The 15,411-nt window shown below is 42.3% G+C and carries 18 protein-coding genes; 10 read left to right on the forward strand and 8 right to left on the reverse strand.

What is annotated here, in order from left to right; translation table 11 throughout:
* The first annotated feature begins 58 nt into the window (after positions 1–58).
* Both MKY14_RS23590 and MKY14_RS23595 read left to right on the forward strand, forming a co-directional pair.
* Complete coding sequence (locus MKY14_RS23590) at positions 59–769, forward strand: hypothetical protein (protein WP_076185106.1); 711 nt, start codon at positions 59–61, stop codon at positions 767–769.
* Between the two features lie 95 nt (positions 770–864).
* On the forward strand, positions 865–1,470 hold the full coding sequence (locus MKY14_RS23595) for a hypothetical protein (protein WP_340977469.1): 606 nt from the start codon (positions 865–867) through the stop codon (positions 1,468–1,470).
* Between the two features lie 114 nt (positions 1,471–1,584).
* Here the strand turns inward: MKY14_RS23595 and MKY14_RS23600 are convergent, their stop codons facing one another.
* Positions 1,585–2,034, reverse strand: a complete 450-nt coding sequence (locus tag MKY14_RS23600) for a VOC family protein (RefSeq protein WP_076185108.1) — start codon at positions 2,032–2,034, stop codon at positions 1,585–1,587.
* A gap of 100 nt (positions 2,035–2,134) precedes the next feature.
* On the opposite strand from MKY14_RS23600, the gene MKY14_RS23605 reads away from it, so the two are divergent.
* Positions 2,135–3,073 carry a helix-turn-helix transcriptional regulator gene (locus MKY14_RS23605; RefSeq protein ID WP_340977470.1) on the forward strand — a complete coding sequence of 313 codons (939 nt, stop codon included), beginning with the start codon at positions 2,135–2,137 and terminating at the stop codon, positions 3,071–3,073.
* 43 nt (positions 3,074–3,116) lie between these two features.
* Here MKY14_RS23605 and MKY14_RS23610 read toward each other — a convergent pair whose 3' ends face one another.
* Positions 3,117–3,554 carry an Lrp/AsnC family transcriptional regulator gene (locus MKY14_RS23610; protein WP_076185110.1) on the reverse strand — a complete coding sequence of 146 codons (438 nt, stop codon included), beginning with the start codon at positions 3,552–3,554 and terminating at the stop codon, positions 3,117–3,119.
* Between the two features lie 138 nt (positions 3,555–3,692).
* Between MKY14_RS23610 and MKY14_RS23615 the strand changes: the two genes are divergently transcribed.
* The 3 genes from MKY14_RS23615 to MKY14_RS23625 all read left to right on the forward strand — a co-directional run bounded on the left by MKY14_RS23615 (position 3,693) and on the right by MKY14_RS23625 (position 6,174).
* Positions 3,693–4,277: a beta-class carbonic anhydrase gene (locus MKY14_RS23615; protein ID WP_076185111.1), complete on the forward strand. Its 585-nt coding sequence runs from the start codon at positions 3,693–3,695 to the stop codon at positions 4,275–4,277.
* 39 nt (positions 4,278–4,316) lie between these two features.
* Positions 4,317–4,760, forward strand: coding sequence for a cyanase (gene cynS, locus MKY14_RS23620; protein WP_076302909.1), 444 nt, complete (start codon positions 4,317–4,319; stop codon positions 4,758–4,760).
* 100 nt (positions 4,761–4,860) lie between these two features.
* Positions 4,861–6,174, forward strand: coding sequence for a purine/pyrimidine permease (locus MKY14_RS23625; protein WP_076302908.1), 1,314 nt, complete (start codon positions 4,861–4,863; stop codon positions 6,172–6,174).
* A gap of 2 nt (positions 6,175–6,176) precedes the next feature.
* Here MKY14_RS23625 and MKY14_RS23630 read toward each other — a convergent pair whose 3' ends face one another.
* Positions 6,177–6,851, reverse strand: a complete 675-nt coding sequence (locus MKY14_RS23630; protein ID WP_340977472.1) for a winged helix DNA-binding protein — start codon at positions 6,849–6,851, stop codon at positions 6,177–6,179.
* A gap of 168 nt (positions 6,852–7,019) precedes the next feature.
* Between MKY14_RS23630 and MKY14_RS23635 the strand changes: the two genes are divergently transcribed.
* Positions 7,020–7,643 (forward strand): NAD(P)H-dependent oxidoreductase, encoded by a 624-nt coding sequence (locus MKY14_RS23635; RefSeq protein WP_280753659.1) that lies wholly within the window; start codon positions 7,020–7,022, stop codon positions 7,641–7,643.
* A 20-nt stretch (positions 7,644–7,663) separates the two neighbouring features.
* Here the strand turns inward: MKY14_RS23635 and MKY14_RS23640 are convergent, their stop codons facing one another.
* Genes MKY14_RS23640 through lpdA form a run of 3 tightly spaced genes read right to left on the reverse strand, consistent with a single transcriptional unit; the run spans position 7,664 to position 10,819 of the window.
* On the reverse strand, positions 7,664–8,815 hold the full coding sequence (locus MKY14_RS23640; protein ID WP_340977474.1) for an ABC transporter permease: 1,152 nt from the start codon (positions 8,813–8,815) through the stop codon (positions 7,664–7,666).
* Entirely contained in the window at positions 8,799–9,428 is a 630-nt protein-coding gene (locus MKY14_RS23645) for an HlyD family efflux transporter periplasmic adaptor subunit (protein ID WP_340977475.1), read from the reverse strand. Before MKY14_RS23645 ends, MKY14_RS23640 begins: the two co-directional genes overlap by 17 nt.
* Positions 9,425–10,819: a dihydrolipoyl dehydrogenase gene (lpdA, locus tag MKY14_RS23650; protein ID WP_340977478.1), complete on the reverse strand. Its 1,395-nt coding sequence runs from the start codon at positions 10,817–10,819 to the stop codon at positions 9,425–9,427. Before lpdA ends, MKY14_RS23645 begins: the two co-directional genes overlap by 4 nt.
* 193 nt (positions 10,820–11,012) lie before the next feature.
* On the opposite strand from lpdA, the gene MKY14_RS23655 reads away from it, so the two are divergent.
* Positions 11,013–11,579 carry a TetR/AcrR family transcriptional regulator gene (locus MKY14_RS23655; protein WP_340977479.1) on the forward strand — a complete coding sequence of 189 codons (567 nt, stop codon included), beginning with the start codon at positions 11,013–11,015 and terminating at the stop codon, positions 11,577–11,579.
* Between the two features lie 44 nt (positions 11,580–11,623).
* Here the strand turns inward: MKY14_RS23655 and MKY14_RS23660 are convergent, their stop codons facing one another.
* Complete coding sequence (locus MKY14_RS23660; protein ID WP_248549431.1) at positions 11,624–12,466, reverse strand: aldo/keto reductase; 843 nt, start codon at positions 12,464–12,466, stop codon at positions 11,624–11,626.
* Between the two features lie 223 nt (positions 12,467–12,689).
* On the opposite strand from MKY14_RS23660, the gene MKY14_RS23665 reads away from it, so the two are divergent.
* Positions 12,690–13,679: a DUF4003 family protein gene (locus MKY14_RS23665; RefSeq protein ID WP_340977480.1), complete on the forward strand. Its 990-nt coding sequence runs from the start codon at positions 12,690–12,692 to the stop codon at positions 13,677–13,679.
* A gap of 21 nt (positions 13,680–13,700) precedes the next feature.
* Positions 13,701–14,147 (forward strand): GNAT family N-acetyltransferase, encoded by a 447-nt coding sequence (locus tag MKY14_RS23670; RefSeq protein ID WP_340977482.1) that lies wholly within the window; start codon positions 13,701–13,703, stop codon positions 14,145–14,147.
* Positions 14,148–14,290: 143 nt separating this feature from the next.
* Here the strand turns inward: MKY14_RS23670 and MKY14_RS23675 are convergent, their stop codons facing one another.
* Positions 14,291–14,620 (reverse strand): hypothetical protein, encoded by a 330-nt coding sequence (locus MKY14_RS23675; protein WP_339823985.1) that lies wholly within the window; start codon positions 14,618–14,620, stop codon positions 14,291–14,293.
* Positions 14,621–15,411: the final 791 nt, after the last annotated feature.

Raw genomic sequence — 15,411 nt, forward strand, 5'->3', positions numbered from 1 at the left:
ATTATGAAAACGGGGTATGGTATATAATGGACATAAATTCAAAATACTGGAGGCGTATATGAGTAGAACAAATTATGGTTACTTACTGATCATTCTAGCCTTAATCCTACTGTTGACAGCTTGTGGACCAGGTCCAAAGTCTGGCAATCGATACGAAAAAGATATTCTGAACACACTCTCCCCAAGATACAACCTACAATTCAAAGTAGTAGAACGGACGGGCGTAACCAACAAAGACGGTTATGAGAAACTAATCTTATCTCCCATTAATGATCCGAACATTAAATTTTTTGCCAGTTCCATTTATGCGAAATCATACTATTCAATTTTTCGTTCGGAACAACATCAGGAAAGTTATCTAGACGGTCTTTTCTTTGCTTATGCCCCTTCATTGTACGCCAGACATTTAAATTTCAAGTTCCCTTCTGACTATTTCAGTGAAACGCTGAAGTATGGGGAGATTTACAAATCTACATACGAGAGGGATGGAACCGCACCATATATCATCGATGGAGTTACCGAAAAAGATTTCATTCCGTTATCCAAGGACTTTTATGAGATTATAAAGGGATTCTATCCGCACAGACCACCTTCTCCGAATTTAGTCAATCAGCTCGGTTCCACCATAGCACTTCCATACAGATTTGAAGGCAGTACAAAGCTGCAATTGATCCGCCACAATTTCGCTTCTGCTGAACCATACGACTCTTATGAAATCTATAGGCAATTTGTTAGCAGTTATGAACAGATGAAAGAAGGGAATGAGTGATGAGAGGCTCTTATAAAATCTCCATTCTGATGATCATTTGCTGTATTCTGTTGACAGGGTGCTTCTCGGGGAGTCACAAGTCAGGAGATAAATATGTGAAGAATGCTCTAGCATATATGAAGGCATACTATTTTATTGATTTTGAATATTCAAGAGTCATAGGAAAAAATGACGATGGATCCGACATTTTGGAGCTCTACCCTAAGCTCAATCCAGACATCAAATTTAACTACCAACAGTACATTATCCAGTATCCTCTTCACAAAACTGATAAATATAACGTTTCTAAGAATTACGAGGAAGTCCTCTGGATTAAAAAATATGCAGATGTCTATCAAAGGACTCTGGGTAAACCCGTGAATACCGATGCTATTTGGGAAGCTTATCAGAAAACAGATTTCACCCAAACTAGCTTTCTCGAGTTCCTGAGAACCACCGATTATGTGATTTCAATTCCACCAAATTCAATCCCAGAGTTCTCCCAAAAGATTTATGCAATGTCTCAAGCGATTGCTGAATTCCCAGAGATCAGCCGCGTGGGAGGAAGGCGCATTGATGAACTGCCTTACCAGTTTGAAAATCAAAAGGATCTCTCACGCGCTTACTTTTTATCGAATGATTTCAGTTTTAATGAAGAAACGACCCTTCAGCAGCTCACTCAGCATTATCAATATATGAAGGACACCGGGGAATTGAAATAATTTATATTCCTCAGATAGCACTCTCAAAAAAAGCCGGCCAAACTCAGGACAATACACCTGAAATTAAGTCGGCTGAATATTAAACTAAGTTTGTTTTAGAAGCAGGAAGCTTTTTTAATGTAATCTTTCATCAAACATGAGTTGGATTTGAATACCAAAGGGATCTTCAATGATACCGTAGGCTTTACTAAACACATTGCTAGATAACGGAGCAATAATTTTCACGCGCTCGTCTGTGATTAAGCTTTTATAAAAACCTTCAATCCCCTCTAAGTCAGCACTTTGAATACATAATGAAGTGTTATTGCCCACTGTATATTTCTCATTCGTATTCATTGTATCTTCTGCTATCATTATTTTTGTTTTTCCGATTAACAGGACAGAGTGAGTAATATAATCCTTATTTTCATCCGTAAGCTGTATGGAGCTGTCACGCTCTGCTAGTTGTTGATAGGTAACACGTAACAATTCATCTGCATCAAAATGCTTCTTGTAAAATTCTATAGCTTCCTTAGCTCTTCCATTCATCGATAAAAAAATAGCTACTTCTAGGGTTGTACTCATAGTATAAATCTCTCCTTTTTATATATTTGATATCTGGCCTTAAACTTATTATCCTATATAAAGGCATCAAAACATGACACCTTTATAAGGAGTTTTATATATGAAAAAATCAGAACGGTTAAATGACATGATGAGGTACTTAAACAATCGAGAATTCTTTAATTTAAGTGATCTCATGGATAAATACACTATTTCAAAAAGTACAGCTCTACGCGATATTAGTTCATTAGAACAATTAGGTATGCCTATTTTCGCGGAACATGGAAGACACGGACGTTATGGACTTTTAAAAAACAGATTGTTATCCCCTATTATTTTCACGATAGATGAAGTCTATGCGCTGTATTTTGCCATGCTGACATTAGAATCTTATCAATCTACACCCTTTCATTTAAGTGTTAACAAGCTAAACGAAAAGTTTGAGCACTGTCTATCGAGTACACAAATCAACCAGATTCACAAAATGAAAAAGGTCCTGCAATTCGAAATGTATCAGCATAAGCATGTCAGCCGTTTTTTAGATAAAATCCTAGCAAGTATTCTAAATGAGAGTGCCTGTAACATTGAATATACAAAAGAAAACCAAACAAAAAGCTACCCTGTTCAATTCTTTAGGATTTCCGCTAAGTTTGGTCAATGGTATGCCACTGGAATAGAGCTTACGACGAATACATATAGAGTTTTTAGATGTGATCGAATAACCTTCATTGAAGAAAAGGAAAACAAAACTCGTTATTCTATAGAAGAACTTCTTAGTCGTTCATTAGAAATCTATCAGTCTGCGAAAAGTATTGACTTTGAAGTTGGGATTGCGGAACAAGCAAAGGATATTTTTTATAAAGAACATTATCCTTCTATGGAAATAGAGGTGGGTCCGAAAACAGTCATTAAGGGATTCTATAATCCAGGTGAAGAGGATTTCTTGGCTAATTATTTTATGCGATATGGTCATGCTGTTACATCCGTGAAACCTGAAGCCTTAAAACAAATGATTCAGAATAGAATAGAGAATCTCTTACATCATTATCAAAAATTATAAATTGGAAAAAAAGAGGGGTCTACGCCCCTCTTTTTTGTATGGATTAAGATTTTATTTTTCCGATGGATAGACTCACTCGATAATTCCCATGATTCAAAAGTTGAGCCAGAAATGCCTCAAGCTCCTCATTAGAAGCAAAATGTCCGGTTAATACATAACATCCTTCTCCGCTAATTCGATGCACTTCGGTAATAGCATCCTCTGCCATCACGAACTTCTGAAATAAAGGATGATTGGCTGATTCCACAAAAAATGTAATAAAGGCTGTGATAGACAGACCTAGCTTTGCTTTATTAGTAACGATCGTATATTGCTCGATAACCCCCAAATCTTCTAAACGCCTAATGCGATTTCCGACCGCTTGGCCGGTCATATGTATCTTTTGGCCAATGTCCTTCCACTGAATTCTGGAGTTTTCTCTTAGTAATGCTAGTATCGCAAAATCGATATGATCAAAAATAAAAATCAATCCTTTCGTCATGAAAGCAAATGGACATATAGCGTTTCGCCAACTTATTCAGCATTTAAGCATGAATATCTATACTTAGTTATATCCTGATTCACTAGTTAGTAGCCATTGAAACAGTGATAACTAAAACACTTCAAAGGAGGCCCAAGAATGCTATTACAAGAAATTTTGGAGTATAACGATCAGTTCGTAGAAGACAAGGAGTATCTACCTTATGAGGGAACGAAATTCCCTAAAAAACGCATGATTGTCGTAACATGCATGGATGCTCGACTGATTGAGCTGCTGCCTAAAGCCCTAAACATACACAATGGGGATGCCAAAGTCATCAAAACAGCAGGTGGAACGATTACCCATGCATTTGGAAGCATCATGCGCAGTATCGTAACGGCTGTCTACGAACTGAATGCGGAAGAAATTTATATCATCGGTCACCACAATTGTGGCATGAGTCAAAGCAACCCTGAAGGAACACTTCAAAAAATAATGGATCGCGGAGTCGCGACACCAGAAATTCTTTCTTCACTTGAATATGCAGGTATCGATCTTCATAAATGGTTGTTCGGCTTTACGAATGTCGTAGATTCGATTAGAGGAAACATAGATCTGGTGCGTAATCATCCGCTCATTCCGAAAGAGGTAGCTGTTCATGGTCTGGTGATTGCACCAGACACTGGTAAACTCGATCTGATTGTAAATGGATATGAACAAGTAACAGGCCACGACAAGCACTAAGCGATACTCATTATACTAAACTAAAGGGAGCAATGAAATATGAATAGAAAAGAAGCGACACAACAGATATTGGACGCTAAATTTGCAAAAGGATTAACTTGGGGCGAAATCGCAAAGGTAAGCGAGCATTCAGAGAGCTGGGTTGTAACTGCACTGTTGGGTCAAGCAACAATGACACGTAATGAAGCAGATAAAATGGGGGAATTGCTTGAACTCGACGAACAAGTGGTTCAAGCGCTCGCACAAATCCCACACCGTGGTGATGTCATCGATATGCCGCCTACAGATCCAGGATTGTATCGCCTATACGAAATGCTGCTTGTATACGGTCCAACGATTAGAGAACTTGTTTTAGAGAAGCTTGGCGAAGGTATCATGAGCGCAATCGATTTCCAATTCGACGTACAAAAGCAAGAAGATCCGAACGGTGACCGCATCATTCTGACGATGAACGGAAAGTTTTTGCCATATCGCAAATGGTAATAGATTAATAAGCAAGCCACCTTTTAACGATTTCAAATCGAAAGGTGGCTTTCATTTTCCGTATAGATTGTAAAGTTAACAATAGTAAAGGTGAGTTGATATGGAGAATAAACGCGTTACTAATAGTCTCAGTACTGTACAATGGTTTATTTTTTTGCTAGCCAATGCAGTGGCTCTGCCCATTGTCATTGGAGGTATTTTTCAATTGTCGTTTGAACAAATTTCAACCTTAATGCAGCGGACGTTTTTCGTTGTAGGAATCAGTTCGTTTATTCAGGGGTGCTTCGGACATAAATACCCTATTGCAGATGGACCTGCGGGATCATGGGTAAGTATCTTTGTCATATTAGGCAACTTAGCCTTCATTCAAGGGCAAGATCAGATGCATACATTACAAATTCTAGAAGGAGGATTAATCGTAGCCGGTCTTCTTCTCTTCGTATTAGGAACTACAGGGCTAGTTTATAGGCTTCAATTTTTATTTACACCCTTAGTTTCAGGTTCATTTTTGTTCATTCTCTCCTTGCAATTAAGCGGTGTATTAGTCAAGGGCATGCTTGGATTACAGGGAACAAGCGCCGAACCAGATGTTATGGCAGCACTCATATCCTTTTTTATTTTTGGACTTGTTATTTTTCTCTCTATTAAAGGAAGAGGATGGATTAGTAGTTACGCCGTACTGATTGGAATCGGCTTGGGTTCGGGACTATTTGCAGCATTGGGGAAAGTGAGGCTAACATTTACAGCTTCAACTCCCGTCTTGAAGTTCCCTCAAATTTTTGCTTGGGGAGTACCTCAATTCGATCTAGGGATCGTGATTACCTCACTGTTGTTTACGTTTTTGTTAGTATCCAATACAATTTCTTCTATTTCCGCTGTAAAACAAGTAGTTCTGGTTGTACCGAAAGATGAAAAAACAGCATTAAGTCGAGGGATTTGGACGGGAGGGATCTCTCATATACTAGCCGCCCTATTCTCAACGATAGGCGTTGTTCCATTGCCAGCCTCGGCGGGCTTTATGAAATTAACGGGGCAAAAGCGAATTCGGCCATTTCTTATGGCCTGTCTGTTACTAACCGTTATCGCGCTTATGCCGTCCGTTGTCAATGTGCTAGCGTTACTTCCAGCGCCAGTAGCCAGTGCAGCACTTCTAGCTACTTTTGTACAAATCGTAGGGATTGCATTCCAATCCTTGTTGCGGGAACAGCTTGATCATCGCCGATTAACGATACTAGGAATAACGTTGTTGGTGAGCATCGGACTTATGTTTTTGCCTCCAGCGGTATTTCAGAGTCTTCCTTCCACACTTCGATATATTTGCAGTAATGGTCTGCTTGTCGGCACTATACTGGCCATGCTTTTAGAGCAATTGTGGAAGGGTGAAAAGAAAATAAGCCATTATCAAAAAATATAAAGCTAATCAAAAGGGGTGAAAAACATAGCTTGGAGAACTGCCTTAGCCTTTTTGAGGTTACGCGTATCCAGTTGGTTAAGCATGTCTACGATTTGACTCATTTCATCGTTTTTCATTGCCTCAAGAGATTCTCCAGTGTTTAATAGTTCTTCTTCAGCAACCGATTCCGAATGAACCCATGATGCTTCTAAAGTATCCCTGAACGCTTGGATCAGAAATAACAATTCATCTGTGTTATATCTCTGTAGAAACCGGTTTATCCCTTTATTCATCTGATGATGTAGAGCATGGTGCAAAACGAATATTTCTTTACCCAGAGGTGTTGTAAGAAACAGCACTTCTTTTTTATTATCGGGAAGATACTCCGTGCGAATAATTTGCTGCTGCACTAATTTTCTAGTGATTTTGGACACGCTGCCTTTCGGAATTCCGAATTGCTTCGAAATGGTAGTGCCATTCACCGGCTCAAGCTGTCCAATCGCATCTATTACATGCAGCATCATGACTGTGGAGTCTTGGAGGAAATCAATGATAAGGGGGTTACTGCAGTTCTGAATCAACCATTCCTTCTCTTCATCATCCTCCGATTGAAATCGCTTTTGTAGTTGGGGAATCATCTCTATCAGTTTTTTTATCAGAATATCCTTATTAGGTAAGTTCTCGAAAGAATGCGTCACTGTTAAGTCTCCTCGTAAATTCATCTTATGCTCATTTTAACAAGACACAGATCATAAATAAAGTTTCCTAGAAATAATATTGACAACAAGGAAACTTAAAACGTATTATTGTTTCCATAGTTAATATTTTATTTCAAGGAAACAATAATACGAAAAGAAGGTATTTATATGAATGTCTTAATTATTTTTGATCATCCATACGGAGCAACAGCGTCCGAGAATGTCCCCCATCAGCGAAGCTATTCCGCAGCCTTATTAGCCTCCGTAATGCGAGGTCTCACCACCAAAGGCCATACGATTGATCTTATCGATCTGCATGCCGATGGATTTGATCCAGTCATGTCGCACGAAGAACTCACTGCTTGGCGGCAAAAGAGAACCCCCGACCCGCTAGTCGCCAATTATCAGCAGCGTCTTATAGCAGCGGATCATATTGTCTTCATTTTCCCTATATGGTGGGAAGCCATGCCCGCTCTTACCAAAGGTTTCCTTGATAAGGTATTCGCAAAAGGCATTGTCTACGAAGAAACTAAACCTGGGCGGCCCTTCAAATGCTTACTCCCGAATATTAAAGGAGTGTCCCTGCTGACCGTAATGAACACGCCCGACTTCTTTTATCGTTGGATTTTTGGCAACCCCATCACCAAAATTCTATTTAGAGGCACCTTCCGCAAAATGGGAATACGGAAGAACCTCCGTTGGTATAATTATGCCGGGATGTCAGATCGCAGCTTAGAAGAGCGGGTGAAGCATCTTGATAAAACAGAACAACGGTTTGCACGACTGGACTAAACTAGACTAGATCAAATTACTCAAGCGCTGACTGATTCTGAGAACTGAATCTCTGGTTTCTTCATCTCCCTAAGCACCAGCAATCCAATGAATAAGGATACAACGCCGATAATCATCAGCAGCGCCCCCAGCTCCTGACTGTAGGCTGTTAGCGCCCCATCCCGAAAAGCCATTCCACGTATGAGGCGATTAAGCCAGTTCATAGGTAATACCCATGCGGAAATTTGAAAAAACTCTGGAAAGGCAAGTGGACTCAGCTGGATTCCAGTAGCAAGAAACGACGGATACAACACGAAATTGGTTCGTAAATTAACTTTGGATACGTCTTTGGCAGTATAACCAATCAACAGACCCATAAGCGACAAGGCAAAGGCATATACAAACAGTGGAATAATAAACAGATAAGGCGCTGCTTCAAAGCGCATTCCCCCCACCTGCTTTAATAAGCCATAACATAGGAGCAGCGAAATAGTGGTCAAAACAGCGTAAGGTACACTGCGAACCCAAATCTGCCAAGGAGACTTCCCGTTTGCAAAGAGTTTCCCCTCCTGCCGCAACCGAGGGACAATTGAACCCGCTGCGCTTGTTGTAATCATCAGCACCACAATATTCACAAATCCAATGACCATAAAACCCACATAACTTGTGGTCGGGTTAAACAACATCCGCTGCTGGAGAGATAACGGAGAAGCAAGCCCTTTAGAGGTTTCGGCATCCATCCCCTTTTGGAGGAACCGGGTCATAGAAAGAGTCACATTTTCCGTCTGGATGACTTCCTGAATCGCAGTCCGGATGCTGGTTAACCCTGATGGCATTGTATTATCCATTAAGATGCCAATATTCGTTGATATCCCCTGCTGCTGATGTTGCCCCAACTCTTTGGGAAGCATGATGACCGCTACAGCCTGCTCATTTGCTAGTAACGTCTCTGGGTTCAGGCGGCTGGAGTACACATTTGTTACGTTCATATATGGAGAGGCATTTATCTTTGAGATCAGCTGTCGTGAATACGAACTGTGATCCTCATCAATGACAACAACATGCGATTCGCTGATTTGGTTCTTCGAGAACATTAAGCCAAAAAATAGGGCCGCAATAAGCGGACCTATAAAAATCAGGCGTAAATACTTACTGCCCACCACGTACTTCCATTCGTCAATCAGTGACTTCATCGAGCTTCACCTCCGCTGTCATCCCCGGAAGCAAATCAGCATTCCCATCCATAGTTACACGGACAAGAAACATGCTTAAATCGGCTTGCCCTTTTTCACGTGACATACGTAAGCTCGCAAATTGAGGCGCGGCTGCGATAGATGTAATTACACCTGTCACCTCCGTTGGGTGCTCCAAATATGGAAAATGAACGCCAATACTTTGATTCACCTCTAGCTTTTGGATTTCACTTTCTTGTATGTAGAGATCTGTATAAAAGCTGTTTTTTTGCAAAACCGCCATTGGCATTCCTAGCTGGACTAGATCCCCCGGCTTTACAATAATCTTGTTGACTGATCCGTCCTCCGGCGCAACTATATCCGTTTCTCCTTCAGCAGATTTAACCTTAAACAGCACCTCTCCCTGTTTTATAGAATCACCTGCAGCCACACCGACCTCGACAATTGACCCTGGACTATTCTGATAAAATATTGTCTTCTGCTCCGCATCCAGAATCCCTTGTTTCCTGCTCTCAGCCTGACTGACTGCATCCTTTCCTTTTACAGCAAGAAGCGCCCCTCCAACAATCAGCACAATCGCAATTCCTATATATAGCCCTGCTTTTATCTTCATTTTCCACTCTCTTTCATCACCATTTTTTTAACTGCATTTTCAGCAGCCTCCATAATTACTTCTCCCAATGTGGGATGAGGGTGAATGGTCATCGCCAAGTCCTCCACAGTGGCTCCCATCTCAATAGCAAGAGCAAGCTCCGACACGAGTGTGGATGCCTCTACTCCAACGATTTGTGCACCCACTACGACTCCTGAATTTAGGTCCGCTACAAGCTTGACGAAACCTTCCGTCTCCCTCAAGGCCAAGGCTCTCCCGTTAATCCCAAAGGAGGATTTGCCAATAACCAGCGAAATGCCTTTTGCCTTTGCTTCTGTTTCACTTAAGCCGACACTGGCCAGCTCTGGGTGCGAAAAAACAACGAGCGGGATGGCTCGATAATCAACTTCGGAGGAGAGACCTGCAATGGCCTCTGCCGCAATCTTTGCTTCGTAGGATGCCTTGTGAGCGAGAGTCGGGCCTGCCGTAATATCTCCAATTGCAAAAATATGTGGGATAGCTGTTCTGCACTGTTCGTCCGTCGCAATCAATCCCCTACTCGTCACTGGCAAGCCTATGCGATCTAGTCCTAAATTGCCGTCTGTATTTGGTTTTCTGCCCACAGTAACTAACACATATTCCGCTGTAACATGCTGCTGTTCCTGATTTTTTAAATAATGCAGTGTAATGGTATCTGCACTCTCTACTACGTTCACAGCTGTCGCTCCGGTAATAATCTTCATGCCATTGGCTTTCAGCTGCTTTCCAACAGGGCTCACAAGCTCCGCCTCAAATCCAGGCAGCACTTGTTCTCCCCCTTCCAGAATCGTTACCTTTGTTCCGAATTTGGCATACATCTGCCCCAGCTCGACACCAATATAGCCCCCACCTATAACTACTAGGCTAGTTGGAATCTCAGGGAGCGACAGCGCTTCTGTGGAAGACAAAATACGTCCGCCAACAGGAAAGGCTGGCAGCTCAATCGGACGAGATCCTGTAGCCAGGATAGCGTTTTTAAAGGATAAGGTTTGCTCCTGTCCAGACTGACTGATGATAGCTGTATGTTCATCCACCAAGCTAGCCTCTCCTTCGAAAATGCTCACCCCAGCAGTCTTTAATAAATAACTGACTCCACCTGCCTGCTTATTCACAACTCCTTGTTTAAAATCCTGAGCATTTTTAAAAGATGCTGACGCATCTGCAAAATTGAAAGGACTGAGCAAATCATAGCGATGGGATTCAGCAATTAATGCTTTGGATGGGATACATCCAACATGCGTGCAGACTCCGCCAAGCTGGTTGCGTTCAACAATCGCTGTCTTCATCCCAAGCTGTGCAGATCGCAGCGCCGCCACATAACCTCCCGGACCTGATCCAATGACCAATGTTTCTACGGCTTCAAGCTTACTCATCTCCTGATACCTCCTGTTGAACTTTTTAAAATATGATGATCGTAATATATTATTACCATCATATTTTAAAACAGTCAATAACCTTGCCTCGCCTTTCACAAGCTAACTTTCTCAGAATCGCTAAATTGACAGGCTTTATTATGACGCCTATAATATTTTAAAAGTAGAACTATGAAGCTGTGGAGTGATTACAATGCCGTATCCCAAAGGTCATAAAATAAAAGTTCGAAATAAAATCGTTGAAAGTGCTGCTCAGGCTTTTCGCACCAACGGTATTCACGATGTAAGCGTTCCGTTCATTATGAAGGGGGCCGGATTAACTCATGGGGGGTTTTATTCCCATTTTGACAACAAAGAACAGCTTGTAGCGGAAGCCTGCCGGTATGCCATCAGCGATACCATCGCACTTCTGCAGAAGGTCGCTGACCAGGAAGAGCAGAACCCCAAAATCGATGCTGTCATTGATTATTATTTAAGTCCGTATCACCGCGACAAAATGGAGATGGGCTGCATTATTCCTGCCCTTTCTAGCGAAATATCCCGTTCCTCAGAAGAAGTTCGGCAGGTATTCACGCAGGAACTGGAGCGGATGATTGCTTTTATCTCTAATCTGGCGGGAATTGACGCGTCCAAAGGTAGTGCACTGTTCAGTACTATGGTTGGCTCCCTTGTTCTTGCACGGACGGTTAAAGATCCTGAACTAAGTGACAACCTACTCTCGTCTGGCAAACAGTATGCCAAAGCGCTAGTAAGAGCCTAATATAAAAAAACACGCCAATAAATGGCGTGTTGTAGTTAAATTTATTAAAATTCTTCATACGATGCAGGATCTTGATCAGCTATGCGACCTGTTGGCGAGGTTAATCCGGAAATAACGGTCATCTCAGCTTCCGATAATTCAAAATCAAAAATATTCAGATTATCACGCTGATGCTCTAGAGAAGAAGCCTTTGGAATGGGAATAGCCCCAAGCTGTATATGCCAACGTAAGATAACTTGCGATATCGATTTATTATGAACCTTGCCTATTTCCGCTATTTCCTCATTTTCCAGTACACTGCTAGCCCGTCCCAATGGACTCCACGATTCAATCACTATCCCATGCTCTTTGTTCCATGCACGCTGTTCTTCCTGATTAAAATGAGGATGCAGCTCAATCTGATTCATACTCGGCGCTACACCAGTTTCTTGTATCAAACGTTCAATATGCTCCGGCAAAAAGTTACATACACCGATGGAGCGAATCAAACCTTGCTTACGTGCCTCGATCATCGCCTGCCAGGCCTCAACATATAAATTCACTCTAGGGTTAGGCCAGTGGATGAGATAGAAATCATAGTAATCCAATCCGGCTCTGAATAAAGACTCCTGTATAGTAGACAACGCTTCTTTATAAGAGTGATGGCGTCCTGGCAGTTTGGAAGTAATGAGTAGCTCTTCCCTAGGCACAGAACTTTGCCGAACAGCCTGGCCTACAGCACCTTCGTTCTCATAATTAAACGCAGTGTCGATCAGACGATAGCCAACATCAATCGCCTTAGTGATGTTTTGTGCTCCCTCAGTTCCGTTTAACGCGTAGGTACCAAAACCAATCGCAGGCACCTTCACTCCATCGTTCAATACGATTTCAGGTATTCTCTCAGTCATCGTCGCTCTTCTCCTTTGTTGTCATTTAAACCTCTGTCGATCCATCTTATAATTATTATAACATCCTCATAGTAAACTCAATCATGGGGTCACCTGAACAACCTCTAGCCTATTAGTAAGCCGCTTTCGTGGGCATCCGATTTATTTTTTATAGTAAAATGAATCTACAACACAGGATTTTCGTAATGTTATGAATTAAAAGTAGAGATAAGAGGTGTATCCAATGAAGGAGCAATATCCAGCTAGGCCTGAATTGTTCGCAGACAACGCTCAGAGGATCAAAAAATCTTTTCCATGGCAAAATGCAATGGTTAATCGGTTAGCGGCACTATTGTATGCTGTAGAAGACAAAGTTGCAGATGACGAAGCCATCCGTGCCAGCTATGAGCTAATTAAGGAGAGTACCGGGATTTTCTCTCAATTTAGAGGGACTTCGGTGATCAGCATTGCTGCCCTGCTCTCTCTTTCTGACGAGAAGGAAACTCTGCTTGCAAACACACTTGCCGTGTATGATTTAATGAAGGAAGCCAAATTCAGAGCCTCTGATTATCTCGTCGTTGCTGCCTATCAAATCGCTGCTAATGAAACATCGGATCAATATCAGCGTACGGTAGAACGGGCAAAGCTATTTTACGATAGTATGAAGGCAAAACATCGTTTCCTTACCGGACAGGACGATTATATCTTCTCCGCGATGCTTGGTCTTTCCGATATCGATGTTGAGAGTGGCGTGGACCGCATGGAGCAGCTCTATGTAACGCTTAAGCCCGAGTTTATGTCAGGCAACAGTGTGCAAGCCCTGACCCAGGTATTGGTTCTTGGGGAAGAAGCCCCTCAAGCAGCGGACCGTGTATTGGCATTAAGAGAGGCATTTCGTGCACAGGGTATCCGGCTAGACAAGGAATATACCCTCTCCTCACTGGGTGTGTTATCCCTGCTCCCTTGCAACAAGGAGGACATCGTTACTGATGTCTCGGAGACTTACGAATTTTTGCGTACAAAAAAGGGCTTCGGAAACTGGTCTATTGGCAAGCAGGAATTACTGCTCTTGTCTTCTGCACTGGTAGCCTTCAGATCTGTGGAGGATGTGCAAAACGGCGTATTAACTACGATGCTTTCTACCAACATTACCAATATTGTAATTGCGCAACAGGCTGCTCTTGCCGGGGCAGCGGCTGCATCAGCTGCGGCTGCAGCTTCTTCTTCGAATTAGATTGAATCGTGAGGGAAAGATATGGACTCAATAAAAATCTTCACAACTAGAAATGAAGAATTGTTAAACCGTCTACTGAACATTTGGGAATCATCCGTGCGGCATACTCATCTTTTTCTATCCGAGCAGGAGATCGATGCTTTGCGGCCGCTGGTCACGCAGGCGCTTGAGGGCATAAGCGATTTGTTTGCTTTCACAGATGATGAGGATCAGTTGCTTGGCTTCATAGGGGTTCAGAATAATAAGATTGAAATGCTGTTCGTAGAACCTGCTGCAATGGGAAAAGGGGTTGGAAAAGCGCTAGTAGCTTATGTCATGCAGAAACTCTCCGTACACCTCGTGGATGTGAATGAGCAAAATCCCCAAGCTTTAGGTTTCTATGAGCATATGGGATTTCAGGTTTTTGAGCGTTCAGCACTCGACGAACAAGGTAATCCTTTTCCTATCCTGCACATGTCGCTTAAGTAGCCTTTTCCTATGCAGGAGACAGTTCGATGCATTTTAATATTGTAAAAAGACAACAGAGCAGCGATTCTCTCGTTTGAGAACGCTGCTCTGTTGTTTAGTTGTCTGCAGTTTAGGTTGGCGAAGCTAGGAGCGGATAGGAGGAGTTATAAGAAGAGGCGGAGATAGGCGAAGCGGCTCCGAGTATTCGGCTCAGCTGTATCTACTTCTGCATCTACATCTACATCTGCATCTACTTCTACTTCTTCATCTACATTTACTTCTACTGCTACAGCTACTTCTACTTCTACTGCTTCTGCTACTGCTACTGCTACTTCTGCTTCTGCTTCTACTTCTACTTCTACTTCTACTTCTACTTCTACTTCTACTTCTACTTCTACTTCTGCTTCTGCAACTACTTCTGCTTCTACCTTTACATCTACTTCTACTTCTACTTCTGCAACTACTTCTAAATCTACGCATATACCCTCATGCACATCGCCAAATCAAAGCTCTCTGTTGCTTCCGGACCCAGATGACGCTATTTGCTCATTTATCGCCTTTGAGGCATAGTTTCGGACTCCAGTGTCGCTATTCTATAGAAAGAGCCTCATTTCTGGCGTTTTTTATGCCAATAGCTGCTATGAAGTCCGATAACATCCCAAATGGGGGATAATCCGGCGTTTAAGGTCATCTGGGTCCGATGCGTCAGGCATAGTTTCAGATAGCATCCAATATCGTCAGGAATCATCGGATGGCATCTGATAGCTTCGGGTCTTAACCATCCCCTGTTGCTTTCGGACTCAGATGACACTATTTGCATATTTATTGCCTTTGAGGCATAGTTTCGGACTCCATTGTCGCTATTCTATAGAAAAAGCATCATTTCTGGCGTTTTTTATGCCAATAGCTGGTCCGATAGCGTCAGGTCCTAACCATCCCCTGTTGCTTTCGGACTCAGATGACGCTATTTGCTCATTTATCGCCTTTGAGGCATAGTTTCGGCCTCCAGTGTCGCTATTCTATAGAAAGAGCCTCATTTCTGGCGTTTTTTATGCCAATAGCTGCTATGGAGTCCGATAACATTCCAAATGGCGGATAATCCGTCGTTTAAGGTCATCTGGGTCCGATAGCGTCGGGCATAGATTCAGATAACAAACAATATCGTCAGAAATCATCGGATGGCATCGATAACGAACGATAGCGTCGGGTCCTAACTATCCCCTGTTCCTTACGGACTCAGAGGACGCTATTTGCTCATTTATCGCCTTTGAGGCATAGTTTCGGA

Origin of the sequence: Paenibacillus sp. FSL R5-0887 (assembly GCF_038002305.1) — a bacterium.
Lineage (GTDB): Bacteria > Bacillota > Bacilli > Paenibacillales > Paenibacillaceae > Paenibacillus_AQ > Paenibacillus_AQ odorifer.

What these genes read in the sequence shown, in the direction of transcription:
- MKY14_RS23660 (WP_248549431.1), bottom strand. Translation starts at nt 12,466, where the DNA reads ATGACTGAGAGAATACCTGAAATCGTATTGAACGATGGAGTGAAGGTG.
- MKY14_RS23645 (WP_340977475.1), bottom strand. Translation starts at nt 9,428, where the DNA reads ATGAAGATAAAAGCAGGGCTATATATAGGAATTGCGATTGTGCTGATT.
- MKY14_RS23640 (WP_340977474.1), bottom strand. Translation starts at nt 8,815, where the DNA reads ATGAAGTCACTGATTGACGAATGGAAGTACGTGGTGGGCAGTAAGTAT.
- cynS (WP_076302909.1), top strand. Translation starts at nt 4,317, where the DNA reads ATGAATAGAAAAGAAGCGACACAACAGATATTGGACGCTAAATTTGCA.
- MKY14_RS23670 (WP_340977482.1), top strand. Translation starts at nt 13,701, where the DNA reads ATGGACTCAATAAAAATCTTCACAACTAGAAATGAAGAATTGTTAAAC.
- MKY14_RS23605 (WP_340977470.1), top strand. Translation starts at nt 2,135, where the DNA reads ATGAAAAAATCAGAACGGTTAAATGACATGATGAGGTACTTAAACAAT.
- MKY14_RS23625 (WP_076302908.1), top strand. Translation starts at nt 4,861, where the DNA reads ATGGAGAATAAACGCGTTACTAATAGTCTCAGTACTGTACAATGGTTT.
- MKY14_RS23610 (WP_076185110.1), bottom strand. Translation starts at nt 3,554, where the DNA reads ATGACGAAAGGATTGATTTTTATTTTTGATCATATCGATTTTGCGATA.
- MKY14_RS23635 (WP_280753659.1), top strand. Translation starts at nt 7,020, where the DNA reads ATGAATGTCTTAATTATTTTTGATCATCCATACGGAGCAACAGCGTCC.
- lpdA (WP_340977478.1), bottom strand. Translation starts at nt 10,819, where the DNA reads ATGAGTAAGCTTGAAGCCGTAGAAACATTGGTCATTGGATCAGGTCCG.
- MKY14_RS23600 (WP_076185108.1), bottom strand. Translation starts at nt 2,034, where the DNA reads ATGAGTACAACCCTAGAAGTAGCTATTTTTTTATCGATGAATGGAAGA.
- MKY14_RS23590 (WP_076185106.1), top strand. Translation starts at nt 59, where the DNA reads ATGAGTAGAACAAATTATGGTTACTTACTGATCATTCTAGCCTTAATC.
- MKY14_RS23615 (WP_076185111.1), top strand. Translation starts at nt 3,693, where the DNA reads ATGCTATTACAAGAAATTTTGGAGTATAACGATCAGTTCGTAGAAGAC.
- MKY14_RS23655 (WP_340977479.1), top strand. Translation starts at nt 11,013, where the DNA reads ATGCCGTATCCCAAAGGTCATAAAATAAAAGTTCGAAATAAAATCGTT.
- MKY14_RS23665 (WP_340977480.1), top strand. Translation starts at nt 12,690, where the DNA reads ATGAAGGAGCAATATCCAGCTAGGCCTGAATTGTTCGCAGACAACGCT.